At 68.1% G+C, this 21,892-nt stretch carries 21 protein-coding genes; 10 read left to right on the forward strand and 11 right to left on the reverse strand.

The window, feature by feature from the left end; translation table 11 throughout:
- The first annotated feature begins 3 nt into the window (after positions 1-3).
- Together Q8K84_RS14980 and Q8K84_RS14985 are read left to right on the forward strand one after the other, a co-directional pair.
- Positions 4-1,155, forward strand: a complete 1,152-nt coding sequence (locus Q8K84_RS14980) for an epoxide hydrolase family protein (RefSeq protein WP_305283514.1) — start codon at positions 4-6, stop codon at positions 1,153-1,155.
- Positions 1,152-2,174, forward strand: a complete 1,023-nt coding sequence (locus tag Q8K84_RS14985) for a low specificity L-threonine aldolase (protein ID WP_305283515.1) — start codon at positions 1,152-1,154, stop codon at positions 2,172-2,174. Before Q8K84_RS14980 ends, Q8K84_RS14985 begins: the two co-directional genes overlap by 4 nt.
- Here Q8K84_RS14985 and Q8K84_RS14990 read toward each other — a convergent pair.
- The 6 genes from Q8K84_RS14990 to Q8K84_RS15015 all read right to left on the reverse strand — a co-directional run bounded on the left by Q8K84_RS14990 (position 2,134) and on the right by Q8K84_RS15015 (position 9,399).
- Positions 2,134-3,852, reverse strand: a complete 1,719-nt coding sequence (locus Q8K84_RS14990; RefSeq protein ID WP_305283516.1) for an alpha/beta fold hydrolase — start codon at positions 3,850-3,852, stop codon at positions 2,134-2,136. The two genes, Q8K84_RS14985 and Q8K84_RS14990, sit on opposite strands and share 41 nt — an antisense overlap.
- A gap of 94 nt (positions 3,853-3,946) precedes the next feature.
- Positions 3,947-4,942, reverse strand: a complete 996-nt coding sequence (locus Q8K84_RS14995) for a nitronate monooxygenase family protein (protein WP_305283517.1) — start codon at positions 4,940-4,942, stop codon at positions 3,947-3,949.
- Between the two features lie 96 nt (positions 4,943-5,038).
- Entirely contained in the window at positions 5,039-5,998 is a 960-nt protein-coding gene (locus Q8K84_RS15000) for an acetyl-CoA carboxylase carboxyltransferase subunit alpha (protein WP_305283518.1), read from the reverse strand.
- A gap of 120 nt (positions 5,999-6,118) precedes the next feature.
- On the reverse strand, positions 6,119-7,168 hold the full coding sequence (locus Q8K84_RS15005) for a mechanosensitive ion channel family protein (protein WP_305283519.1): 1,050 nt from the start codon (positions 7,166-7,168) through the stop codon (positions 6,119-6,121).
- On the reverse strand, positions 7,169-8,089 hold the full coding sequence (locus Q8K84_RS15010) for a tyrosine recombinase (RefSeq protein WP_305283521.1): 921 nt from the start codon (positions 8,087-8,089) through the stop codon (positions 7,169-7,171). It abuts the gene before it with no gap.
- A complete protein-coding gene (locus Q8K84_RS15015) occupies positions 8,086-9,399 on the reverse strand; it encodes a hypothetical protein (protein ID WP_305283522.1) in 1,314 nt (437 codons plus the stop codon). The genes Q8K84_RS15010 and Q8K84_RS15015 overlap by 4 nt, the downstream gene beginning before the upstream one ends.
- Before the next feature lie 119 nt (positions 9,400-9,518).
- Here Q8K84_RS15015 and Q8K84_RS15020 point away from each other — a divergent pair, with 119 nt between their 5' ends.
- Positions 9,519-10,964: a coniferyl aldehyde dehydrogenase gene (locus Q8K84_RS15020; protein WP_305283523.1), complete on the forward strand. Its 1,446-nt coding sequence runs from the start codon at positions 9,519-9,521 to the stop codon at positions 10,962-10,964.
- 6 nt (positions 10,965-10,970) lie between these two features.
- Here Q8K84_RS15020 and Q8K84_RS15025 read toward each other — a convergent pair whose 3' ends face one another.
- Positions 10,971-11,969: a sensor histidine kinase gene (locus Q8K84_RS15025; RefSeq protein ID WP_305283524.1), complete on the reverse strand. Its 999-nt coding sequence runs from the start codon at positions 11,967-11,969 to the stop codon at positions 10,971-10,973.
- A gap of 168 nt (positions 11,970-12,137) precedes the next feature.
- On the opposite strand from Q8K84_RS15025, the gene Q8K84_RS15030 reads away from it, so the two are divergent.
- The 5 genes from Q8K84_RS15030 to Q8K84_RS15050 all read left to right on the forward strand — a co-directional run bounded on the left by Q8K84_RS15030 (position 12,138) and on the right by Q8K84_RS15050 (position 15,731).
- Positions 12,138-12,686, forward strand: coding sequence for a shikimate kinase (locus Q8K84_RS15030; protein WP_305283525.1), 549 nt, complete (start codon positions 12,138-12,140; stop codon positions 12,684-12,686).
- Positions 12,683-13,810, forward strand: coding sequence for a 3-dehydroquinate synthase (gene aroB, locus Q8K84_RS15035; protein ID WP_305283526.1), 1,128 nt, complete (start codon positions 12,683-12,685; stop codon positions 13,808-13,810). Before Q8K84_RS15030 ends, aroB begins: the two co-directional genes overlap by 4 nt.
- Entirely contained in the window at positions 13,807-15,096 is a 1,290-nt protein-coding gene (locus Q8K84_RS15040) for an HlyC/CorC family transporter (protein WP_305283527.1), read from the forward strand. The genes aroB and Q8K84_RS15040 overlap by 4 nt, the downstream gene beginning before the upstream one ends.
- Before the next feature lie 97 nt (positions 15,097-15,193).
- On the forward strand, positions 15,194-15,337 hold the full coding sequence (locus Q8K84_RS15045; RefSeq protein WP_305283528.1) for a hypothetical protein: 144 nt from the start codon (positions 15,194-15,196) through the stop codon (positions 15,335-15,337).
- Positions 15,330-15,731 (forward strand): response regulator, encoded by a 402-nt coding sequence (locus tag Q8K84_RS15050; protein ID WP_305283529.1) that lies wholly within the window; start codon positions 15,330-15,332, stop codon positions 15,729-15,731. Before Q8K84_RS15045 ends, Q8K84_RS15050 begins: the two co-directional genes overlap by 8 nt.
- Before the next feature lie 42 nt (positions 15,732-15,773).
- Here the strand turns inward: Q8K84_RS15050 and Q8K84_RS15055 are convergent, their stop codons facing one another.
- The 4 genes from Q8K84_RS15055 to Q8K84_RS15070 form a co-directional block, all read right to left on the reverse strand.
- Positions 15,774-18,023: a xanthine dehydrogenase family protein molybdopterin-binding subunit gene (locus Q8K84_RS15055; RefSeq protein WP_305283530.1), complete on the reverse strand. Its 2,250-nt coding sequence runs from the start codon at positions 18,021-18,023 to the stop codon at positions 15,774-15,776.
- Positions 18,020-18,973, reverse strand: a complete 954-nt coding sequence (locus Q8K84_RS15060) for a xanthine dehydrogenase family protein subunit M (protein WP_305283531.1) — start codon at positions 18,971-18,973, stop codon at positions 18,020-18,022. Before Q8K84_RS15060 ends, Q8K84_RS15055 begins: the two co-directional genes overlap by 4 nt.
- Positions 18,970-19,473 (reverse strand): 2Fe-2S iron-sulfur cluster-binding protein, encoded by a 504-nt coding sequence (locus Q8K84_RS15065; RefSeq protein ID WP_305283532.1) that lies wholly within the window; start codon positions 19,471-19,473, stop codon positions 18,970-18,972. The genes Q8K84_RS15060 and Q8K84_RS15065 overlap by 4 nt, the downstream gene beginning before the upstream one ends.
- A gap of 65 nt (positions 19,474-19,538) precedes the next feature.
- Positions 19,539-19,811 carry a BolA family transcriptional regulator gene (locus Q8K84_RS15070; protein WP_305283533.1) on the reverse strand — a complete coding sequence of 91 codons (273 nt, stop codon included), beginning with the start codon at positions 19,809-19,811 and terminating at the stop codon, positions 19,539-19,541.
- Between the two features lie 53 nt (positions 19,812-19,864).
- On the opposite strand from Q8K84_RS15070, the gene Q8K84_RS15075 reads away from it, so the two are divergent.
- Positions 19,865-20,524 (forward strand): J domain-containing protein, encoded by a 660-nt coding sequence (locus Q8K84_RS15075; RefSeq protein WP_305283534.1) that lies wholly within the window; start codon positions 19,865-19,867, stop codon positions 20,522-20,524.
- A gap of 20 nt (positions 20,525-20,544) precedes the next feature.
- Positions 20,545-21,795, forward strand: coding sequence for a serine hydrolase (locus Q8K84_RS15080; RefSeq protein WP_305283535.1), 1,251 nt, complete (start codon positions 20,545-20,547; stop codon positions 21,793-21,795).
- Positions 21,796-21,892: the final 97 nt, after the last annotated feature.

The following is a 21,892-nucleotide window of genomic DNA, read 5'->3' on the forward strand; positions in this document are numbered from 1 at the left end:
GCCGTGAGCCAGGTTCAACCGTTTAAGGTTCAGTGGGATGAGACCCGCGTCGCCAAGGTGCTGGGGCAGGTCGCCGCCTATGAATGGCCGCCCATGCCCGAGGTCCCGGACGGCTGGGCCTATGGCTGCGACGGCGCCTGGCTGAAGGGGCTCTGCGACCACTGGACGGGGGCCTATGACTGGCGCGCCGCGCAGGCCGAGCTTAACCACTTCCCGCAGTTCACCGCCCGCGTCGAGGACTTCGACCTGCATTTCGTCCATGTGATCGGCGAGGCCGGCGGCAAGCGGCCCCTGCTGATGTCCCACGGCTGGCCTGGCTCGCACTACGAGTTCTGGGAGATCATCGAGAAGCTGGCCTTCCCGACGCGGTTTGGCGGCGACGCCAGCGACGCTTTCGACCTGGTCATCCCCTCCCTGCCCGGCTTCGGATTCTCGTCCAAGCCGACCCGCCCCATGGGCCAGCGCAGCACCGCGCGGTTGTTCAACACCCTGATGACCGACGTGCTTGGCTATCAGACCTATCTGGCCCAGGGGGGCGACTGGGGCTCGATGATCACCTCATGGCTCGGCCTCGACCACGCCGCCCACGCCAAGGCCATCCACCTGAACATGATGGCCTTCCGCGCGCCGGGCGGCCCCCAGACCCCGGAGGAAACCGCCTGGATGACCCGCCAGGCCGGTATGATGGACGTCATGGGCGCCTATTTCCGCCTGCAGGCCTCAAAGCCGCAGTCGCTCGCCTGGCTGGGGGCGTCCAACCCGGTGGGCCAAGCCGCCTGGATCGCCGAACGCTTCCACGACTGGTCGGACCTGCGGACCAAGAGTTTCGATGCGGTCTATTCCAAGGACCGGCTGCTGACCAACATCATGCTCTATGTGATGACCGACAGCTTCGCGACCGGCGCGTGGTATTATCGCGGCATGCTGGAGGAAGGGGGCGTGGCCCTGCAGCCGGGCCAGCGCTGCGAAACCCCGACCGCCTTCGCCAACTTCCCTGGTGAGGCCCTCTACCCCGCTCCGCCCCGCTCCTTCGCCGACCGCGGCTACAACATCGTCCGCTGGACCGACATGGAAAGCGGCGGCCACTTCGCGGCCATGGAGGAGCCTGATCTCTTTGTGGACGACGTCAGGGCCTGGGGTAGAACGGCGGGATGAGCCCCCGCTACGACTTCGCCTCCGACAATACCGCCCCGGCCGCACCGGAAGCCATGGCGGCCCTGAACGCCGCCAATGCGGGCTTCGCCGCCAGCTATGGCGCCGACGCCACCGTCGCCCGGGCCGCCGACCTGATCCGGGGGATGCTGGACGCCGACGCCGAGGTCCGTTTCGTCACCTCCGGCACGGCGGCCAACGCCATCTGCCTGGCGGCGCTCGCGCGGCCGTTTGAGGGTGTGCTGGCCCACCGGGACTCCCATGTCGCCACCGACGAGACCGGCGCGCCCGGCTTCTTTGGGCACGGCCTGGCGATCCAGGGGCTGGAAGGGGCCTCGGGGCGCATTGATCCGCAGGCGCTGACCGCAGCCCTCGCTCGGGCCGAAAGCGCCCACGCCCAGCCCCCTGCGGCCCTGTCCCTGACCAACGCCACCGAGTATGGCACGGTCTATTCGACAGACGCCCTGGCGGAGCTGATCGGCCCGGTCCGCGCGCGGGGCTATGGCGTCCACCTCGACGGGGCCCGGCTGGCCAATGCCGCGGCCGCCGGCTTCGACCTGAAGACCATCGCAGGCCTCGGCGTAGACCTGCTGGTGATCGGCGGGACCAAGGCGGGCATGACGCCGGCGGAGGCCATCGTCATCTTCCGCAAGGACCTGGTTCCCCGCTTCGACGCCCGCCTAAAACAGTCGGGGCAACTGCCCTCCAAGAGCCGGTTCTACGCCGCCCCCTTCGTCGGAATGCTGGAGAGCGGCGCCTTCACCGTCCGCGCCGCCCACGCCAACGCCATGGCCAGGCGCCTGGCTGAACTCATGCCCTTGCCGCTGCGCCATCCGGTGGAGGCCAACGCCGTCTTCGTGGAGATGGACGAGGCGACGCTGAAGCGCCTGCAGGCCAGCGGCTGGTTCGTCTATCGGTTCATCGATGGCTCGGTGCGGTTCATGTGCTCCTGGGCGACGACAATCGAGGCCATTGAGACGCTCATTGAGGCCCTTGTCGCCGCGGCCCAACCTCGCCGTTAGGAACCTCGTCGCTCGCCAGCCAGGCCAGAACGTCGGGCCAATGCTTGTGCGGCAGGTAGTGGCCGACGCCGGGCACGACACGCACCTCGGCGCAGGGCCGGCCAAGCCAGGCCAGCAGGCGATCGGCCGAGGCGCCCGGATCATCGGCGCCGTGCCAGACGCTGATCGGAGCGCTCAGGCGCGGGAGGTCCAGCCTCGGGGTATTGACGCACAGCGTCAGTTCGCGCGCCGCGCCCTTGGAGCCGCGGCTCAGGCACTCGCTCATATAGTCGTAGATGAAGGCCATCACGTCGGGATGGCTGCGGAGATAGGCGGCGTCTCCCGGGGCCGAAGCCGCCGTACGAACCATGGTCTCCACCTGTCGCAGGGAAAGCCGGTGACGCAGGAGGGCGTAGAGGGGACCCACCGCCCAGGCCGAGCGGGCCATCCGCCGGTGCAACAGGATCATCGGATGGCGGCGATCGCGCTCGGTCTCGGGCTCCACGCCGGTGGGGCGGCCGGAGACCAGCAGAAGCCGCTCGGCCCGAGGTCCCAGGGCGTCAGCATAGGCCAGGGCGAAGCCCACCCCGTTCATGAAGGCCGCGACCCTGACCTGGGACAGGTTCAAGGCGTCGGTCAGCTCCGCGAGGTCCCTGGCGATGGTGGCGAAGCTGAGCTCTGACGAGGGATCAGAACGTCCGGTGCCCGGGCGTTCAGCGCAGACAATGAAGAGCCCCAGATCCCGGGCGAGCTGATCGGTTCCCCGCGGCAGCAGGCTCGACCCCAGGCCCTGGTGGACCATCATGCAGGCCTGGCCGGCCGGATCGCCATAGACTCGGTAGGCCAGGGCCCGCCCGTCGGCCAGACGGTGCGTGCGCACAGGCGGGGCGGTTCCCAGGGCGCCGGCCTCTGTGGCCGAAACTGTGTCCGGCGCCGTGGTCTGGAGGGACGAGGACAGGGCGCTGAGCTGGGCCAGCGCCCTGACCAGATCGCTCTGGCGGTTCAGCCCCATCTTTTCGAAGACCGCCCGAAGCTGGTTGCGCACGGTGTTGAGCGAGACGTTGAGGTCTTCGGCCGATTCTTTCAGCGTCAGCCCATCCTTGAGCCGCGCCGCCAGCCGCGTCTCGGCCGGGGTCAGGCCGAAGCTGTCGCGGATTGTGCGCCAAAGATGATCGGTGGCCTCTACGGCCGGGAAGATCAGCGCCGCCGACGCCCGCTCTGCGCCGTCAATCCCCAGGACCAGTTCCGGCGGAGTCGCCGACAGGGGCGACATGTAGGCGAAATGGGGGTCGTCATCGTCGGCCTGGACGAACTTGACGATCACCTGGCTGGCGCGACTTTCGCTCAGCCGCGCCCGGGCGTGCGCCAGGGCCTCATGATTGGAGGGGTTGAAGAACCGCATCCCCCGGCTCTCGACCACGCCGAGGCGATCGCGAAACAGAGACTCGCCGGCGCTGTTCCAGCCGACGACCCCGCCCGTGGAGGACAGCAGGATAACCCCAAGGCTCGGCTTTGACCCCAGCGCGGCGTCGTCCAGCCCACGGAGATTGGCCAGGGCCCCATCGGCCTCTGGCGCGGCCTGCGGCGCGGCGCCGACGGCGGCGATGATCTCCTCCCATCGCTCTGGACGCGCGGCGACGGCGTAGATCGTCTCGATCAGCTGAGCGGCGTCAGCTTTCGGCGCAACAGAAGGGGACAAGGGTGATCAGACGCAAAATGGGGGAACCTGGGGGAGGCTCAGATTACACGGGTCGCCCCGTCAGCCAAGCTTGCGTGCGACCACCCGCCGCCCTTCAGGCCATGGCCGGCGCTCTGTGACCAAGCATGCGCGCCATCCGCCCTTCGATGATCTCTTCGGCCTCGGCGACGATCCGGCTGATCAGCTCCTGGCAGGTCGGGATGTCGTGGATCAGGCCCTGGATCATGCCGGCCGACCAGATGCCGTGCTCCGGATCGCCGGTCTCATACACAACCCGACCGCGGGTCCCGGCCACCAGTTCGCGGACGTCTTCGAACTTGGCCCCCGAGCGCTCCAGTTCGACCACCTGACGGCTGATGTCGTTGCGCGCCACCCGGCTGGTGTTGTGCATGGTGCGGAAGATGAGGTCGGTGGCCCGCTCGTCATTGGCCACGATCTGCTGCTTCACATTCTCATGGATCGGGCTCTCCACCGTGCACATGAAGCGTGTGCCCATATTGATGCCCTCGGCCCCCAGAGCCAGGGCGGCGGCCAGGCCGCGACCATCGCCGAAGCCGCCCGAGGCGATCATCGGAATCTTCACCTTGTCGGCGGCGGCCGGGATCAGGATCAGGCCCGGAATGTCATCCTCGCCCGGATGGCCGGCGCATTCGAAGCCGTCGATGGAGATGGCGTCCACACCCATCCGCTCAGCCGACAGGGCGTGACGGACGGCGGTGCACTTATGGATCACCAGGACGCCGTGCTTCTTCAGTTCCTCGACGTGCTCGGCGGGCTTGTTGCCGGCGGTCTCGACGATCTTGATCCCCGAATCGATGATCGCTTGGCGATATTCCGCATAGGGCGGCGGGTTGATGGCCGGCAGGATGGTCAGGTTTACGCCGAACGGCTTGTCGGTCATGGACCGACAGCGCTCGATCTCCTTGACCAGATCCTTGGGCGTCGGCTGGGTGAGCGCGGTGATGAAGCCCAGGCCGCCGGCGTTCGCCACAGCGGCCACAAGTTCGGCGCGGCCGACCCACTGCATGCCGCCCTGCACGACCGGATGCTCGACGCCGAACATCTCGGTGAAACGGGTCTTCAAGGCCATGACGTCCTCCCAAACAATTGTTTGAAGCACTCAAACCCTTGAACGGCGTTCAGGCAAGCCGTGCCGTTGAGGCAGGACGCGATCTGTCGCCCGGACCTAGAGGCCTGAGCGGCCGATGGCGTAGAAGCGCGCCGCGCGCGCGGCCCTCAGCTCGTCGGCGGAAAGCCCTGACAGCTTGTCCAGCTCCTCGGCCAGCACATCACCCAGGGCCTGCAGCATGGCCGCAGGATCGGAATGGGCGCCGCCGGTCGGCTCCGGCACGATGCGGTCCACGATCTTCATCTTCAACAGATCCTGGGCGGTGATCTTCATCGCCTTGGCCGCCTCCTCGGCGGTGCGCGAGCCCCGCCAGAGGATGGAGTTGGCGCCCTCCGGCGAGATCACCGAATAGATGGCGTGCTCGAGGATCAGCACCCGGTTGCCTGAGGCGATGGCGATGGCGCCGCCTGATCCACCCTCGCCGCAGACCACGCAGATCATCGGCACGCCCAGGGTCAGGCAGCGCTGGGTCGAACGGGCGATGGCCTCGGCCACGCCGCGCTCCTCGCTGCCCACGCCGGGATAGGCGCCGGCGGTGTCGATGAAGCTGATCACCGGCAGGTTGAAGTTCTCCGCCATGTCCATCAGGCGGATCGCCTTGCGGTAGCCCTCCGGGCGGGTGGAGCCGAAGTTGTGCTTCACCCGGCTGGCGGTGTCGTGACCCTTCTCCTGGCCGATAATCATCACCGGCCGGCCGCGGAACCGACCAAGGCCGCCAAGCAAAGCCTGATCGTCGGCATATTTGCGGTCACCCCGCAGCTCGACGAATTCCTCGATCAGGCCCGAGGCGTAGTCGACAAAGTGCGGCCGTTCAGGATGGCGGGCGACCTGGGTCTTCTGCCACGGGTCGAGCTTGGCGTAGGCCTTGACCCGAAGCTCAGCAGCCCGGGCGCGAAGCGCCTCGATCTCAGTGTCCATGCCGCCGCCCTCGGCGGTCTCCGACAGGCGCTGAAGCTCCTCGATCTTGGCTTCGAGCTCGGCGATGGGGCGCTCGAACTCGAGATAATGTGCGGCCATCGAGGTGATTGTCCCTGGCTGTGCGCGGAAGCGGCGGAAGTTAGGCGCGAACCCGCATGGTCACAAGGCCCCTCTGGTCGCGACGCCAGACCAACGGACCCTGGCCTCGCGACAGCCAGGTCAGGTCGGCCCTGGGGCGTCCGCTGCCGCCGTCTGGGCGGCGTCTTCCGAAGCCCCCTCCGGAGCGGGCTCGGGCATCGGCCGGGCGACGTCAGCGGCGGCGTCATTGGTGGTGGAGATGGCGGCGACCTTGGCTTCCTCCGGCGCGGCCGGCCTCTTCAGTTGAAGCACATCGATCGCCTTGTCGCCCTCATGCCCGAACAGGCTGCGGATGCGCAGATCGGTCTGCGGGAAGGGAATCTCGATCTTCGCGGCGCGCAAAGCGTCGTCGATGGCCCAGGTATAGGCCGCCAGCATGGCGTTGGGTCGCTTGGCCGCGCTCAGGTCAGGCCACACCAGCAGCTCGAAGTTCAGCGCCGAGTCGCCGAAGCCGATCAGCCAGACCTGAGACTTGTGCATCTCGCTTTCGGGCATGGTGAAAGGCAGGGCCCGGGCCGCATCCAGGACCGCCTCGCGGACCTTTTCCTTGTCGGCGCCATAGGCCACGGAGAAGGGAATGTGGATCCGCCGGGTCGCCCCGTGCAGGGTCCAGTTGACCAAGGTCCCCTCGATCAGATGCGAGTTGGGGATGATGATGTCGATATTGTCGTTGTTGCGCAGTCGGGTCGCCCGGGGTCCGATCTCCTGCACCTGACCACGCTCGCCCCCTTCCAGCTCCACATAGTCGCCGATGTTCACCACCCGGTCGAAGATCAGGACGAGGCCCGAGACGAATTCCTTGACCACCCCCTGCAGGCCCAGGCCGACGCCCACCCCGACCGCGCCTGCGAAGATGGCCAGGGATGAGAAATCGAGCCCCACGGTCGAGAGCCCCGCCACCAGGCCGATGATGACCACTCCATAGGTGACCAGCTTCTCGACGATATAGAGGGCGGAGCTTCCATAGCGGGCGCGGGCGCGAACCCGCCGCAGCCCCATGGCGGCGGCCCAGGCGACCACGAAGGCCACGACGATCACCAGGGCGCCGGCGATCACTCCGCCCAGGGTCACCGGCGTACGACCGATGGTGAAGAGGATGAATTCTTCCAGGCCGGCGAGGTCGTTCTGCATCTAGCGCTTACGCCCCAGTGGATGTTTGGTTTCGACCACCTCGCGCAGATGGTCGCTGGCCAGGTGAGTGTAGATCTGAGTTGTGGCGATGTCGGCGTGCCCGAGCAGGGTCTGGACCACACGCAGGTCAGCCCCGCCCTCCAGCAGATGGGTGGCGAAGGCATGGCGCAGGACGTGAGGGCTGACCCGGGCCGGATCGATACCCGCATCTGCAGCGGCCTCGTCCAGCAGCTGAGCCAGACGCCGGGGCGTCAGTCGGCCGCCCTTTCCGCGGGAGGGAAAGAGCCACGGATTGGCGGCGTCCCCCTTGGGCAGGAACGTCCCGCGAACCTCAAGATAGGCCCTCACCGCCGCCCTCGCCGTGTCATTCAAGGGCGCCAACCGCTCCTTGCCGCCCTTGCCCTTGACGATCAGATAGGCTGGATCCCGCATCAGGATCGCCAGGGGCAGGGCCGTCAGTTCCGACACGCGCAAGCCCGAGGCGTAGAGCAGCTCCACCATGCAGGCCAGCCTCAGGCCCTGGGCGCCATCCCTGGCCGCGGCGGCGGCGATCAAACCGTCCACCTCGGCCCGACTGAGGATGCGCGGCAGTGGGCGGCCCCTGCGCGGCGCGTCCACCCGGCGGGAAGGATCATCGGCGCGCCAGCCTTCGCCGAGGACGAAACGATAGAACTGACGCACGCTGGCCCTTCGACGGGCGGCCGTGGCCGGGGCGAGCCCCCGTTCGCCGAGCGCGGCGAAATAGGCCTCGACGGCCTCGGCGGCGGCGTCCGCCAGACTGGCGCCCTGCCCTGCCAGGAAGGCCTGCGCATCGGCCAAGTCCTTTCCGTAGGCGGTCAGGGTGTTGCGGGCTGCGGCCCGCTCCACCGCCATCATCTCCAGGAAGGCCTCGACCCACCCCTCGGCGATCTGCGCGCTCATCTCAGGGCCAGAAGGCCTTCGACGGCGAAGGCGCGGGCATGATCGCCCAGCCCGGCCAGGTTCAGGGCGGCGATGATGCGAGCGCGGTCGGCCGCTGACGGACCGGCGGGGCCGACCTCAAGGCTGGTCCACAGGGCCAGGAGGGCGGTTTCACCCACCAGCCTTGCGCTCGCGGCCTGTTCCATCGCGAAGGCGCGGGCAACGGGAGCCTTGGCGGCGGGCAGATTGAAGCCCGTGAATTCCCCCCGCGCCTGTGGACTTAGCGGCGTTCCCAGGGCGGCCAGGATCAAGGCGGCCTCCTGCGCCCGGCGTCGGCTGCGCGCCTCCCCCACGCCGCCGCGCTCCACCAGTCGGTCGAGGGTTGGGCGGTCCTGGCGACCAGCGGCGGCGGCGATCAGGGCGTCCAGCAGCGCCAGATCCAGGGCGTCGGCCTGGGGGACCTCGTCCTGCGTCATGGCGCCTCGAACACTCTCGGCCAGGGCAAGATCACCTTGTGCGAGGACCGCCATGGCCGCCGGAACCGGCCCCTCGCTGGCGATCATCGGCCAGCGGGCCTCAGGCGGCGGAGCGCCCTCCATCGCCGAAGCGACCCCGGGCCCCGGCTCAGCCGTCGTGAGATCAAGACCCAGGCTGCGAGATAGGGCCAGGTCCAGGCCATGACGAAGAGACGCGGCCCCAGGATCGCCTGCGCCGGCCAGCTTGGCGCCCATCAGTCGGCCGAAGACGGCGTCCCGCGCGACCCCCTGGGCGAGATCGTAGGTCAGGCGCGCCGCAGGGTCGTCAGCCCGCGCCTGGCAGAAGGCCCGAAGGCGCAGCCAGTAGATCTGATCCCGATCGACGCTGAGACCCTGGGCGACGTCGCAGGCCTGCTGGTCGTCGCCTGACAACAGGGCCGCTTCCGCGGCGGCCTGGGAAAGCGCGGCGCTGCGCTCCACCCCTCCGGTGCGCCGCAGAATGGCGAGGGCCGAACCTGCCTCGCCCAGGACGATCAGGGCCCCGGCGCGGGCGGCCGCGAGCTCACGGTCATCGCCAGCGCCTTCGGGGCCACGGGCGCCGGTGGCGAGAACCGCCCGGGCCAGGGCCGAGGCCGCCGGCGACAGGGGCTTTTCCGCCAGCAGGGGCAGGACTGTTCGCGCAGTCTCCGCCGAGGCGCCGTCCCAGAGACCCGGACTGAGGCCTGTCTCGCGACCCGCGCTTGAAAACAGGTCCGGCGCCGGCAGCATGGTCGTCTCGACCGTCTGGGCGCCCACCGGGCCCGGCAGGACCAGGGCGACCAGGGCGAGGCCGGCGAGCATAGGGGATCTGAACATCAGCATGGGCTCACCTTAGACTGGCTTGGGCCGGGGTCATGCCCCCCTTGCGGATTTTGCATGACAGCCCCGAGGTAAACCGAGCTTCACTGATCTCAAATCCTTGATGCGAGGCCACCATGACCACGTCCGCCGAGCCTACCCGTGACGACATGCAGCGTATCCTTGAGCGCCAGAAGGCCGCTCAACTGGCTGAGGGGCCGCCCTCGGTCGAGCTGCGGCTGGCGCGGCTGGACCGCTGCATCGACCTGCTCATCGATCATGCCGAGGCCATCGCAGACACCATCAACGAAGACTTCGGCTCCCGCTCCAAGGCGGTCACGGGCCTGACCGACATCGCCGCCTCCATCGGCCCACTCAAGCACGCCAAGACCCATCTGCGGAAATGGATGGCGCCAGAGAAGCGCAAGACCACCCCGGCGATCCTCGGCCTTTTTGGCGCCAAGGCGCAGCTGCAGTTCCAGCCCAAGGGGGTGGTCGGAGTGATCAGCCCCTGGAACTTCCCGGTCAACCTGACCTTCGGGCCCCTGGCCGGCATCCTGGCGGCGGGGAACCGCGCCATGATCAAGCCGTCAGAGTTCACGCCGAAGACGTCTGAGCTGATGAAGGCCATGTTCGCCAAGGCCTTCAGCGAGGACGAGATCGCCGTCTTCACTGGTGGGCCCGATGTGGGCCGCGCCTTTTCGGGGCTGGCCTTTGATCACCTGATCTATACCGGCGGCACAGCGGTGGCCCGCCATGTCATGCGGGCGGCGGCCGACAATCTGGTGCCCCTGACCCTGGAGCTCGGCGGCAAGAGCCCGGTCATCCTGTCGGAGGGCGCCGACATGGGCCTGGCCGCGGCCCGGATCATGGCCGGCAAGACCCTGAACGCCGGGCAGATCTGCCTGGCGCCCGACTATGTCCTGGCCCCCGAAGGCCAGGTCGGCGCCTTTGTCGAGGAGGCCCGCAGCGCGGTGGCCCGCATGTTCCCGACCCTAAAGGACAATCCCGACTACACCGCCATCATCGCCCAGAACCACTATGAACGGATCACCGGCTATATAGAGGACGCCCGCGCCAAGGGCGCCGAGGTGGTCGAGCTCAATCCGGCCGGCGAGGATTTCAGCCAGCAGCCCTATCGCAAGATTCCGCCGACCCTGATCCTCAATCCCACCGACGACATGATGGTGATGCAGGAAGAAATTTTCGGCCCGGTCCTGCCCGTCAGGACCTATCGCGGCACGCAGGCGGCCATCGACTATGTGAACAGCCGCGAACGGCCCCTGGCGCTCTACTGGTTCGGGACCGACGAGGCCGAGAAGGACGCTGTGCTGACGAAGACCACCTCGGGCGGGGCGACCGTCAATGACGTGATCTTCCACGTGGCCCAGGAAGAGTTGCCCTTTGGCGGGGTCGGGCCCTCGGGCATGGGCTCCTATCATGGCCATGACGGCTTCAAGGAGTTCAGTCACCGCAAGTCAGTCTACAGCCAGCTGAAGAAGGACATCGGCCCCCTGCAGCGCATGCGGCCGCCCTATGGACCGGCCATCGCGGGTTATCTCAAGGGTGCGGTCAAGCGCTGAGCCGGGTCAACCTGCGCCCAGATTGAGCATCGGAACGCTCTCTCCCTGGCTCAGCGGGACGTTGACGGTGCAGATCAGCCCGTCGGGATGGTGCTCAATCCTGGTGCGGCCGTCACCGTCCTGGCCGAAGCTGCGGGCGATGAGGCGCAGGCCAAAGCCCTCGCGTCCGTTCGGCGGCGCCACGGGCGGTCCGCCCGTCTCCTGCCACAGCAGGTTCATGCTGCGCGCGCCGCCCACGTCGTGGGCCAGGTTCCAGGAGATGGACACCTGACCTGCCTCCGTCGACAGGGCGCCGTACTTGATGGCGTTGGTGGTCAATTCGTGCAGCACCAGCGACAGGGAGACCGCCTGCTGGGGGCTCAGGAACACCCGAGGCCCCTCAATGCGGAACCGACCCAGGCCCGAGGTGTCGTGGGGCGCCAGGGCGCGCTCGACAATCGCGCCGAGATCGGCGCCGGCCCAACTTTCGGACACCAGCACATTGTGCGCCTGGGCCAGCGCGATCAGCCGCTCAGTCAGTACGTTGCGGGTTCCAGCGCTCACGTCGGCCGCCCGCAGGGTGTGATCGACAATCGACTGGACGGTAGCCAGGGTGTTCTTGATCCGGTGGTTGAGCTCGTTGAGCAGCAGAATCCGCTGATCCTCCGCCAGCTTGGCTGCGGTCTCGTCGCGCAGGAACTTAATGAGCTGGGGCCTGTCCCCGAGCGTCATGGTCACGCCATTGGCCCAGAACCGCTCTCCGTTCTGGCGCACATGCCAGCGCGTGTCCTCGGCGCGCCCGTCATGATAGGCCTTGGCCATCTCGGCCTCCGGCGATCCCGCCGCCACGTCGGGCGCCAGGAAAAGCTCGGCGAAGGCCATGCCAATAGCCTCATCCGGTGCGTAGCCGAATATGGTCTGCGCGCCAGGTGACCATGCGGCGATACGGCCGTCAGGCTCCAGGGTGAAGACGGCATAGTCTCGGGCGTTCTGCACAATAAGGAATGCCAGGTCCGGGTCGATCAAGGCGAAAGCGCCCCTGTGTTGGAAGTCTGCCACCCCAACGCGCCAGGAGAGGGAATAGTCTCCTTATTCGCCAAAGCCATTTTCGAGGTCGCCCGGACGGGGCGATCCACGGGCCGAGGCGGTCGTGGTTGGCGCGGGACCGGCGCCTCGTGTAAAGCCTAGCGCCTCATGGATCGCTACGAACCCCTCCGTAACCGCACCATCGCCCTGGTGGGCCTGATGGGGGTCGGCAAGTCGAGTGTTGGCCGCCGGCTGGCCAATGCGCTGGAGCTTCCGTTCCGGGACGCCGACTCCGAGGTGGAGGCCGCCGCCGGGCGCGCCATCACCGAAATCTTCTCCGAACTGGGCGAGGCCGCCTTCCGGGACGGGGAGCGGCGGGTGATCCAGCGTCTGCTCGAAGAGCCGCCCCATGTGCTGGCGACCGGCGGCGGCGCCTTCATGAACGACGAGACCCGCGCCCTGTTGAAGTCCAAAGCCCTGGTGGTCTGGCTGCGGGCCGATCTGGAGTTGCTGGCGCGTCGGGTGGGTCGCAAGGACACCCGCCCCCTGCTCAAGGACTCCGATCCCCTGACCGTGCTCAAGGCCCAGGCCGAGCAGCGCTACCCGGTCTATGCCCAGGCCCATGTGGTCGTCGACACCGGCGATACGGCTCACCATGTGACGGTGGCCCAGGTGATCGAGGCCCTGACCGGCTATCTGGCTGAGGAAGGTTCATGAGCCACACCGTGAACGTCGGACTGGGCGCGCGGGCCTATGAGGTGCGGATCGGGTCAGGCCTGATCGCCGAGGCCGGCCGTCATATCCGGCCGCTCCTGAAGCGCGGCCGCACGGCGATCATCAGCGACGAAACCGTATGGCGTCTGCACGGCGCGGCCCTGACCGAGGCCCTGCTGGTCGAAGGAGTCAGCGCGACGCCGGTGCTGGTCCCCGCCGGCGAAGGCTCCAAGAGCTTCGAGGTGCTGGCCCGGGTGAGCGACGACCTTCTGGCCCTGGAGCTTGATCGTGGCGACCTGATCGTCGCCTTCGGCGGCGGTGTGGTCGGCGACCTCGCTGGCTTCGCAGCGGCGATCTACAAGCGCGGCATCGACTTTGTTCAGATTCCCACGACCCTCCTGGCGCAGGTGGACTCCTCGGTGGGGGGCAAGACCGCCATCGACACCCCACGGGGCAAGAACCTGATCGGCGCCTTCCATCAACCCCGGCTGGTCCTGGCTGATCTCGACATCCTGGCGACCCTGCCCGCGCGGGAGATTCGCGCGGGCTATGCGGAAATCATCAAGTACGGCCTGCTTGGCGATCTCGCCTTCTTCGAATGGCTGGAGGCCAATGGCCGGGCGGTGGTGGATCTGGAGTCCGCCGCGCTCGCCCATGCCGTCCGACGCTCGGTGGAGACGAAGGCGGAAATCGTCGCCCAGGACGAGCGCGAGGCAGGCCGGCGTGCGCTGCTTAATCTTGGTCACACCTTCGGCCACGCTCTGGAGGCAGAGAGCGGCTATGGCGAGGATCTGCTGCATGGGGAAGCCGTGGCGATCGGCATGGCCCAGGCCTTTCGCTTCTCCGCCCGCCAGGGCCATTGTTCAGCGCAGGACGCCGTCCGGGCCGAAGCCGCGATCGCCGCGGTCGGCCTCCCCGTCGGAATGGACGCCCTTCCTGGCCACCCGTTCGATGGCCGGCGGCTGATCGACCACATGGGTCAGGACAAGAAGGCCGAAGGCGGCCGACTGACCTTCATCCTCGCCCGCGCCCTGGGGGACGCCTTCGTCGCCCGTGACGTGGACGCTGACTCCATCCTGCAGTTCCTAACCGCGGAGGGCGCCCGGCCAGCCGGCGCAGCGGCATGATCACAGCCATCCTCATCGGGCTCGCCCCGGCCATCTTCATCCTTTTGTTCTTCTCGGCGGTGATCTCGGCCACCGAGACGTCCATGACGGCCGCCAGCCGCAGCCGCATGCACAAGATGGAACGGGATGGCGACAAGGCGGCCGCGCGGGTCAATCGGCTGATCAGCAATCAGGAAAAGCTGATCGGCGCGATCCTGCTCTCCAACAACGCCATCAATATCGGCGCCTCGGCCCTGGCCACCACGGTCCTGACCGCCGCCATTCCAGGTCCGACAGGGCCCCTGGTCGCCACGGTCATGATGACCGCCCTGGTGGTGATCTTCGCCGAGATTCTGCCCAAGACCCTGGCCATCGCCCAGCCCGACAAGGCCGCGCGGCTCCTGTCGCTGCCGGCCACCTGGGTGGTGAAGATCTTCGGCCCACTGGCCAACAGCGCCCAATGGGTGGTCCGGCTGACCTTGCGCCCCTTCGGCATCAAGCTGGACATGGAGACCGACGTTCTGGCGGCGCATGAGGAGATCCGCGGCGCGGTCGAGTACCATCACTCCGAGGGCTTGGTGGAAAATCGCGACCGGCTGATGCTGGGCGGCGTTCTCGACCTCGCCGAGATGGATGTCGGGCAGGTGATGGTTCACCGCAAGTCGATCTCGATGATCGACATCGCCCTGCCGGTCCGGGAATTCGTGGCCGCCGTCCTGGGCAGCGCACACACGCGCATGCCGGTCTATCGCGACGACGCCGAGAACATTGTCGGCTTCCTGCACGCCAAGGATCTGCTGCGGGCCCTGGCCGAATCCGACGGCGACATGGACGCCGTCGACCTGCAGGCCATCCTGCGCGAGCCCTGGTTCATCCCTGACACCACCAATCTGAAGGACCAGCTCAACGCCTTCCTCAAGCGCCACACGCACTTCGCCCTGGTGGTGGACGAATATGGCGGCCTGAAGGGTCTGATCACCCTCGAGGACATCCTTGAGGAGATCGTCGGCGAGATTGAGGACGAGCACGACATCGCCGTGCCCGGCGTGAGGCCGCAGCCGGACGGCTCGGTCAGCGTCGACGGCTCTGTGCCGATCCGCGACCTCAACCGGGCCATGGACTGGGACCTCCCCGACGAAGACGCCGTCACCTTGGCCGGACTGGTCATCCACGAGGCCCAGACCATCCCCCGGGTGGGGCAGACCTTCATCTTCCATCGCCATCGGTTCCAGATCGTTCGGCGCGAACGCAATCAGATCACGGCCCTTCGGGTGTCCCCCCCCATTGAGGCGCCTGTCGAAGACTGATTTGCGCGCCTCGTCCGTCGCCTGCCGTCAAACCTGGGAACCTGGGCCATGAGGAAAGCGTTATTTTCCGCAACTAAGGCGGGAGGGAACGCCCCACATGACTGACCTGAACCGACCCGACACGGCGGGCTATGACGCTGCGGCGTTTTCGCTGGAGGCCACGCACAACCTTTGCGTTTTTGCCAGCTTTGCGGCAACCTTCGGCCCCGCCCGTGGCGACCTGGAGCCTTCCTATGACTGATCTCGCCAAGCTCGCCGGCATGCGGGTCCTCGTCGTCGAAGACGAGATGATGGTCTCGATGCTGATCGAGGACATGCTGAGCGACCTGGGTTGTAAGGTCGTCGGTCCGGCGTCTCGCCTGGAAGAGGCCATCGCCCTGGTGGGAAGCCATGAGCTCGACTGCGCGGTGCTTGACGTCAATCTCGGCGGCCAGCCGATCTTCCCGCTGGCCGACATTCTGCGGACCAAGGGCGCGCCATTCGCGTTTGCGACGGGCTATGGCGACGCCGGCCTGCGCGATGTCGACAAGGGCACCCCCGTCCTGCAGAAGCCCTTCCGCGAGAGTGATCTGGCCCGGGTCCTGGGTGAGCTGCACGCTCGGGTCAACGGGCCTGCGGCGCCGACGCCCTCCTAAGAGCGCGTCGGCGGTCAACCGGGTGTCTGATCCCGCCCGGCCCTAGGGAAGCGCGGCGAGCACCTTTTCGGGCGTCAGCGGATAGCTGCGGATTCGCGCGCCACTCGCATTGTAGACCGCGTTGGCGATGGCCGCGCCGGCACCGGCGATGCCCAATTCGCCCACGCCCTTGATCCCCATTGGGTTGGCCTTGTCGTCCACCTCGTCCAGGAACATGGCCGAGAGGTCGACGATGTCAGCATGGGCCGGCACATGATAGCCCGCCAGGTCCTGGGCGATGAACGAGCCGTAGCGGGGGTCGACCTCGTTGTACTCATGCAGGGCCGTGCCCACGCCCCAGATCATGCCGCCGGTGATCTGGCTCATGGCCGTCTTGGCGTTAAGGATGCGGCCGGCGGCGAAGACGCCAAACATGCGGCGCAGGCGCACCTCGCCAGTATCAGGATCGACGCCAACCTCGGCGAAGTGCGCGCCGTAGGTGTGCTGGGAATAGTCCCGAGCGTCGGCGGCAGGCGTGATCGCGCCCTCCACATAGACGCCGTCCGGCGCGGCGCGGGCCACCAGGCGGTCCAGGGGCTCGGCGCGATTGTCCACGGCGATATTGCCGCCGCCGAAGCTCACCAGTTCCGGATCATCTCCGTAGAGAGGCGAATTGGGATCGCCGGTCGCCAGCTCGGCCAGGGCCTTGCGAAGGTTCATGCCGGCGGCGAAGGCCGCAGAGCCGGCGGTCGCCGCGCCGAACTGGCCGCCGGAGCCCGGCGCCGGCGGGAAGTCTGAATCCCCCAGCTCGACCTTCACCTGGGACAGCGGCACGCCCAGCGTCTCGGCCGTGATCTGGGCCAGGATCGTATAGGTGCCCGTGCCAATGTCGGTCATGCCCTGGCGCAGGGTGATGGTCCCGTCGGCGTCAATGCGCACGCCGGCCTTGGCCGGAAGCAGGAAGTTGCCGCGGATGGCTGCGGCCATGCCCAGGCCCACCAGCCAGCGGCCGTCGCGGACCTGGCCAGGTGTCGGATTGCGCCGGTCCCAGCCGAATCGCTGGGCGCCCTCGGTCATGCAGCGGACCAGCTGGCGGGTGCTGAACGGCTTGCCAGTTTCCGGGTCGGTCTCAGGCTCGTTGCGCAGGCGCAGCTCAACGGGGTCGAGGCCGAGCTGCTCGGCCAGTTCATCCATGGCGCATTCCAGGCTGAGCATGCCTGAAGCCTCGCCCGGCGCCCGCATGGGGCCCGCCGCAGGGATGTCGAGCTTGACCAGCCGATGGCCGGTCAGCCGGTTGGGGGCGGCATAGAGGCTGCGGGCGAAGTTCGCCGCATGCTCAGTGAACGGCGCCTCACGACGACAGTGGGTCACCGCCTCCAGGGCGAAGGCGTCGAGGCGGCCGTCGGCCTGGGCGCCCAGGCGGACGCGCATATGCACCGCCGGGCGGTGGATCGTGGCCTGGAACATCTGCTGTCGGGTGTAAGCGACCTTGACCGGCTGGCCGAGTGCGCGGGCCGCCAGGGCCGCGAGTGTCAGGTCGTCATAGGCCTGGCCCTTGCCGCCGAAACCGCCGCCGATATAGCGGGTGATCAGGCGGACCTGGGTCGAGGGGATCATCAGGGTCTCGGCGAGCGTGTGCTGCCCGCCCTTCACCATCTGGATCGAGGTGTGGACCGTGACATGATCTCCGTCCCACCAGGCGGTGGTGGCGCAGGGCTCCATCTGGGCGTGGTTCTGCAACGGGCTGACATAGGTCTCGTCCAGACGTACAGCCGCGCCTGCGAAGGCGGCCTCGAAGTCCCCGACCCTGACATCCTCCTCGCCCTCCGGCTGGTCAGCCTGGGCGAGGTTGTCCTCGAAGATCAGATCGGCGGGCGTGGCCTCGTAGGTCAAACGCACCAGGGCCGCGGCCGCCTTGGCGTTCTCCAGGGTGTCGGCGACGACGAAGCCGACATGCTGGCCGAAATGCTCCACCCGATCGGCAAGGGCCGGGTTGGCGCCTCGCTGACTGCGGGGATTGATCTTGGCGCCGCGTTCGCCCTGGGCCGGGACATTGTCCGGGGTCCAGACCAGCAGGACGCCCGGCGAGGCCTGCGCCTGGGCGATGTCGGCCGAGGTCACGACACCCCTGGCGATGGGGGAGGCGATCAAGACGCCGTAGGCCGGTTTCGACGGCGCCTCCACCTCATAGGCGAAGGGGGCCGATCCCGTGACCTTGAGACGCCCCTCATAACGATCGACGCCCTTGCCGATCAGACCGCTGCGGTTCTCGCTGATGGGGGTCGGCGCCGCCCAATCCTTGACCGAACTCATTGGTCGTCCCCTGCGCCGGTGGTGGTGAGGCAGGCCGCGCCGAGGCGGGCCATCAGCTTGAGCTTGAAGTCATTGTGGCCGTCGGCCTGGGCGCCGGCCATCTCCGCCGCCATCGCCTCGGCCGGGCTTGCGCCCCCAGCCAGGGCCTGCTCGGCGACCTTGGCCCGCCAGGGCTTGTGGGCCACGGCGCCGAGGGCCACGCGGCCACCCACCACCGCGACGCTGCCGATGGCGAAGGCGTAGGACGCCCGCTCCCGGGCCTTGCGATAGATCTGGCCCCCAGGGGCGGGCGGCGGCAGCACCACGGCGGTGATCATCTCGCCAGGCTGCAGGTTGGTTTCAATGTGCGGGGTCTCGCCGGGCAGGCGATGCAGATCCTCCAGGGCCAGCGAGCGGCTTTGTCCGTCCTGGCTCGCGATCTCCACCTGGGCGTCCAGGGCGCTCATGGCCACGGCCATGTCGGAGGGATGGGTGGCGATGCAGGCCTCGCTGGCGCCGAACACCGCCGTATTGGCGTAGATGCCGCCGATCGCCGCGCAGCCCGCGCCGGGCTGACGCTTATTGCAGGGCTTGGTGGTGTCGTAGAAATAGGCGCAACGGGTCCGCTGCAGCAGGTTTCCCGCGGTGGTGGCCTTGTTGCGAAGCTGGCCTGAGGCGCCCGACAGGATCGCCTGCGCCAGGGCCGGATAGCGTGCGCGCACGCGCAAATCAGCGGCCACCTGACTGTTGGTGGTCACCGCCCCCAGACGCAGACCGCCACCCGGGGTCTCCTCGATCTCGCCCAGCGGCAGCCGGCTGACGTCCACCAGCTGAGTCGGCTGCTCGATCTGCAGCTTCATCAGGTCGACCAGGTTGGTGCCGCCGGCCAGGAACCGCGCGCCGGGAACCTCGGCCATCATGGCCAGGGCGGACGTCACGTCCTTGGGGCGCTCATAGGTGAAAGGCTTCATGCCAGGCCTCCGGCGCTGCGGATCGCCGCGAGAATCTGCGGATAGGCTGAGCAGCGGCAGAGATTGCCGCTCATGCGCTCTCGAATCTCTTCGTCGCTGAGGACGGTGTCGGCGGTCAGATCCGCCGTCGCCAGGCTCGCCCAGCCGTCAGCGGCCTCCTTGAGCATGCCGATGGTCGAGCAGATCTGGCCCGGCGTGCAGTAGCCGCACTGGAAGGCGTCATGCTCCAGGAAGGCGGCCTGGACCGGATGCAGGGTTTCGCTGGTCCCCAGGCCCTCGACGGTCGTGATCTCGTCGCCCTCGTGAGTCACCGCCAGGGACAGGCAGGCGTTGATCCGCCGGCCGTTGACCAGGACGGTGCAGGCGCCGCACTGGCCGTGGTCGCACCCCTTCTTCGACCCCTTCAGGCTGAGCTGTTCGCGCAGGGCGTCGAGCAGGGTCGTGCGCGGGTCAAGGTCCAGGCTGGCGGCCTGGCCATTGAGCGTGAAACTGGTCTTCAACGGGCGTCTCCCCAACGCTGGACGGTAATGGCCGTCCCAATGGAATTCTGGTGGTCTCTAGGGTCTCAGGTCTCGCCTGGCGCCAGGGCCTTGAGCGACAGGGCGTGCACCGGCCCCGCCATCTCTTCGGAAAGTGCGCGGTAGATCATCCGCTGGCGGGCGACCTTCGGGGCGCCGGCGAAGGCCTGCGCCTCGATCAAGACATTGAAATGGCTCTCGCCTCCCGGGCGGGCTCCGGCATGGCCCGCATGGCGCGAGGACTCGTCCTCGATCTCCAGACGGGTCGGCGCGAAGGCCTGGGTCAGCTTTTGGTGAATGGTATCGAATATGGCGCCCATTGCTCAAATCTTCAATTCTTCAAAAGTGCGGGCCGTAGGCCCATACTTGGGGCATGCCCGGCGCGTTTCAATACAAGCCCAAGTTCGTCGATATCCGCGTTCGCCCCCCCAAGCCCGGGGAGAGCGAGCGCGCCGACGACGTATTCGCCCTGAAGCCAGGTGAGCGCCGTTGCGATCACCCGGGATGCTCCATGCCCGCTGCGGCCCGGGCGCCGAAGTCCCGGGAGATGATGAACGAGCACTACTGGTTCTGCCAGCCACACGCGGCGGAGTATAACCGCAACTGGAACTTCTTCGCCGGCATGAGCGAGGGCGAGATCAAGGCCCGCCAGGAGCAGGAGCAGACCACCGGCGGGCGTCCCACCTGGGACTTCAAGGCCAGCCGCAACTCCCGGGAGTCGGCGACCTTCACCAAGAACTTCGCCCGGGGTAAGGGCGGATACCAGGACCCGTTCAGCCTGTTCGGTCACGGCGGCGCCCACGCTCCGGGGGCCCAGGCCGCGCCGGCCCGCCGCATGGGCAAGATCGAACGCAACGCCCTGGCCGACCTCGACCTGGACGACAATGCCGAGGGGCCGGCGATCCGGGCGCGCTACACGGAACTGGTCAAGCGGTGCCACCCCGACGCCAATGGGGGGGACCGCTCAGCTGAGAACAAGCTGCATCGGGTGCTCAAGGCCTACCAGGCCCTGCGCAAGGCAGGCATGGTCTGAGGGAGACACAAGGAGGCGACGTGAACACGGAGGACGGCACGGTCCTGCAACAGATGACGACCCGTCAGGCGCAACGCCGCGCCCGGGTCCTCGCACGCCGCCGCGCCGCTGTCGGACTGAGCGCCGCCGTTCTGGCCCTGGCCGTCCTGGGGGCTGTCACCCTGACGCCCGCGCCGCCCAGCCCCGGAGCAGGCGAGGCCCCCGTCGCCCAGTGGGCGGCCCTGCGCCTCCCCGCCCCCACACCCCAGGCGCCCGCGCGCCTCGCCGACCATATCGCCGCCCTGGGCGCGGCCTTTGACGGTCGCGCCGGCATCGCGGTGCGGGATCTGGAGGGCGGCTGGACCACCGCCCATGACGGAGAGGCCCTCTATCCGCAGCAGAGCGTCAGCAAGCTCTGGGTGGCGATCAGCGTGCTGGACGCCGTTGATCGGGGGGTCCTGAAGCTTAGCGATCCCGTGACCGTGCGCCTGGAAGACCTCAGCATCTTTCACCAGCCGATCCGCAACCATGTGGGCCGCAACGGCTATCCGACCACGGTCGGCGAGCTCCTGGCCAGCGCCGCCACCCAAAGCGACAACGCCGCCAACGACATCCTGATGCGGCTGGTGGGCGGACCCGATCGCGTGCGGGCCGTCATCGCAGAGCGGAAACTGGGCGCCATCGGACTGGCTGATGAAGAACGCTATTTCCAGACCGCCATCGCCGGTCTCGACTGGCGGCCGGAGTTCTCCTTCGGCCGCAATTTCTGGCAGGCCAGGTCGGCCATCCCACAGGACGCCCGCCGCGCCGCCCTTGACGCCTATCTCAGCGCGCCGCCGGACGGCGCCAGCCCAGAGGCCACAGTCGCGGCCCTCGATCGGCTGGCGGCCGGCGACCTGCTGTCGCCCGCCTCGACCGCCCATCTGCTCGACCTGCTGGCCCAGAGCCGGACAGGACCCCAGCGGCTGGGGGGCGGCCTCGCCGAGGGCTGGCGGCTGGCGCACAAGACCGGCACCGGCCAGGTTCTGGGCCTTCGGGCGACGGGCTATAATGATGTCGGCCTGCTGACCGCGCCGGATGGCCGGACCTATGCGGTGGCCGTGTTCATCGCCGAGACCACCCGCCCCGTCCCCGAACGCCAGGCCCTGATGCAGGCCGTGACGCGCGCGGTCATCGCCCAGCACCAGGGTCTGGATCCCCGTCAGAACAACCTTGAGGACTTCAATCTCCTGCCGCTTCCGGCGCAGGAGACCGCCGACCTCAAGCTGAGAGGGGACTTCCCGGCGCCGTAGGGCCAATGGGGGCGAAGTTCAGACGGTCTCTAGGCAGGACATGAGGCATTTCAGCCTGCAGGAAGGCGATCATCTTCTCCCGCACCTGCTGTCGCCG

Source organism: Phenylobacterium sp. (assembly GCF_030679875.1).
Taxonomy (GTDB): domain Bacteria; phylum Pseudomonadota; class Alphaproteobacteria; order Caulobacterales; family Caulobacteraceae; genus Phenylobacterium.

Excerpts from the sequence above, each read along its gene's own strand:
- Q8K84_RS15010 (WP_305283521.1), bottom strand. The coding sequence starts at position 8,089 with ATGAGCGCGCAGATCGCCGAGGGGTGGGTCGAGGCCTTCCTGGAGATG.
- Q8K84_RS15000 (WP_305283518.1), bottom strand. The coding sequence starts at position 5,998 with ATGGCCGCACATTATCTCGAGTTCGAGCGCCCCATCGCCGAGCTCGAA.
- Q8K84_RS15005 (WP_305283519.1), bottom strand. The coding sequence starts at position 7,168 with ATGCAGAACGACCTCGCCGGCCTGGAAGAATTCATCCTCTTCACCATC.
- Q8K84_RS15060 (WP_305283531.1), bottom strand. The coding sequence starts at position 18,973 with ATGAAGCCTTTCACCTATGAGCGCCCCAAGGACGTGACGTCCGCCCTG.
- Q8K84_RS15075 (WP_305283534.1), top strand. The coding sequence starts at position 19,865 with ATGCCCGGCGCGTTTCAATACAAGCCCAAGTTCGTCGATATCCGCGTT.
- Q8K84_RS15045 (WP_305283528.1), top strand. The coding sequence starts at position 15,194 with ATGACTGACCTGAACCGACCCGACACGGCGGGCTATGACGCTGCGGCG.
- Q8K84_RS14995 (WP_305283517.1), bottom strand. The coding sequence starts at position 4,942 with ATGGCCTTGAAGACCCGTTTCACCGAGATGTTCGGCGTCGAGCATCCG.
- Q8K84_RS15015 (WP_305283522.1), bottom strand. The coding sequence starts at position 9,399 with ATGTTCAGATCCCCTATGCTCGCCGGCCTCGCCCTGGTCGCCCTGGTC.
- Q8K84_RS15055 (WP_305283530.1), bottom strand. The coding sequence starts at position 18,023 with ATGAGTTCGGTCAAGGATTGGGCGGCGCCGACCCCCATCAGCGAGAAC.
- aroB (WP_305283526.1), top strand. The coding sequence starts at position 12,683 with ATGAGCCACACCGTGAACGTCGGACTGGGCGCGCGGGCCTATGAGGTG.
- Q8K84_RS15030 (WP_305283525.1), top strand. The coding sequence starts at position 12,138 with ATGGATCGCTACGAACCCCTCCGTAACCGCACCATCGCCCTGGTGGGC.
- Q8K84_RS14985 (WP_305283515.1), top strand. The coding sequence starts at position 1,152 with ATGAGCCCCCGCTACGACTTCGCCTCCGACAATACCGCCCCGGCCGCA.
- Q8K84_RS15020 (WP_305283523.1), top strand. The coding sequence starts at position 9,519 with ATGACCACGTCCGCCGAGCCTACCCGTGACGACATGCAGCGTATCCTT.
- Q8K84_RS15040 (WP_305283527.1), top strand. The coding sequence starts at position 13,807 with ATGATCACAGCCATCCTCATCGGGCTCGCCCCGGCCATCTTCATCCTT.
- Q8K84_RS15070 (WP_305283533.1), bottom strand. The coding sequence starts at position 19,811 with ATGGGCGCCATATTCGATACCATTCACCAAAAGCTGACCCAGGCCTTC.
- Q8K84_RS15050 (WP_305283529.1), top strand. The coding sequence starts at position 15,330 with ATGACTGATCTCGCCAAGCTCGCCGGCATGCGGGTCCTCGTCGTCGAA.